Below are 1707 nucleotides of genomic sequence, written 5' to 3'. Positions count from 1 at the left end.
GTTCGGCGGCGTCCTACTCTCCCACAGGGTCCCCCCTGCAGTACCATCGGCGCTGTAAGGCTTAGCTTCCGGGTTCGAAATGTAACCGGGCGTTTCCCCTACGCTATGACCACCGAAACACTATGAAACAGACAACCAGCCACCCCGTGACCACGGGGGTGGGATTGTTCGTGGTTTCAGAACCAACACAGTGGACGCGAGCAACTGAGGACAAGCCCTCGGCCTATTAGTACCGGTCACCTCCACACCTTGCGGTGCTTCCAGATCCGGCCTATCAACCCAGTCGTCTACTGGGAGCCTTAACCCCTCAAGGGGGTGGGAGTCCTCATCTCGAAGCAGGCTTCCCGCTTAGATGCTTTCAGCGGTTATCCCTCCCGAACGTAGCCAACCAGCCATGCCCTTGGCAGGACAACTGGCACACCAGAGGTTCGTCCGTCCCGGTCCTCTCGTACTAGGGACAGCCCTTCTCAAGACTCCTACGCGCACAGCGGATAGGGACCGAACTGTCTCACGACGTTCTAAACCCAGCTCGCGTACCGCTTTAATGGGCGAACAGCCCAACCCTTGGGACCGACTCCAGCCCCAGGATGCGACGAGCCGACATCGAGGTGCCAAACCATCCCGTCGATATGGACTCTTGGGGAAGATCAGCCTGTTATCCCCGGGGTACCTTTTATCCGTTGAGCGACGGCGCTTCCACAAGCCACCGCCGGATCACTAGTCCCGACTTTCGTCCCTGCTCGACCCGTCGGTCTCACAGTCAAGCTCCCTTGTGCACTTACACTCAACACCTGATTGCCAACCAGGCTGAGGGAACCTTTGGGCGCCTCCGTTACTCTTTAGGAGGCAACCGCCCCAGTTAAACTACCCATCAGACACTGTCCCTGATCCGGATCACGGACCCAGGTTAGACATCCAGCACGACCAGACTGGTATTTCAACGACGACTCCCCCTGAACTGGCGTCCAGAGTTCACAGTCTCCCAGCTATCCTACACAAGCCGAACCGAACACCAATATCAAACTGTAGTAAAGGTCCCGGGGTCTTTCCGTCCTGCTGCGCGAAACGAGCATCTTTACTCGTAGTGCAATTTCACCGGGCCTATGGTTGAGACAGTCGAGAAGTCGTTACGCCATTCGTGCAGGTCGGAACTTACCCGACAAGGAATTTCGCTACCTTAGGATGGTTATAGTTACCACCGCCGTTTACTGGCGCTTAAGTTCTCAGCTTCGCCCCACCGAAATGGAGCTAACCGGTCCCCTTAACGTTCCAGCACCGGGCAGGCGTCAGTCCGTATACATCGCCTTACGGCTTCGCACGGACCTGTGTTTTTAGTAAACAGTCGCTTCTCGCTGGTCTCTGCGGCCACCCCCAGCTCACGGAGTAAATCCGATCACCAGAAATGGCCCCCCTTCTCCCGAAGTTACGGGGGCATTTTGCCGAGTTCCTTAACCATAGTTCACCCGAACGCCTCGGTATTCTCTACCTGACCACCTGAGTCGGTTTAGGGTACGGGCCGCCATGAAACTCGCTAGAGGCTTTTCTCGACAGCATAGGATCATCCACTTCACCACAATCGGCTCGGCATCAGGTCTCAGCCCCATGTGCGACGGATTTACCTACCGCACGGCCTACACCCTTACCCCGGGACAACCACCGCCCGGGATGGACTACCTTCCTGCGTCACCCCATCACTCACCTACTACA

2 rRNA genes (1 of these 2 cut by a window edge) are annotated in these 1707 nt (G+C 57.0%); both read right to left on the bottom strand.

The window, feature by feature from the left end:
- Nucleotides 1-117, bottom strand: a 5S ribosomal RNA gene (gene rrf / locus ACZ7G3_RS35670).
- Nucleotides 118-206: 89 nt separating this feature from the next.
- Nucleotides 207-1707, bottom strand: a 23S ribosomal RNA gene (locus ACZ7G3_RS35665); it runs 1372 nt beyond the window's last position.

The sequence above is a fragment of the Streptomyces sp. NPDC037271 genome (assembly GCF_055603605.1).
This window is presented reverse-complemented; position numbering and strand designations above follow the sequence as displayed.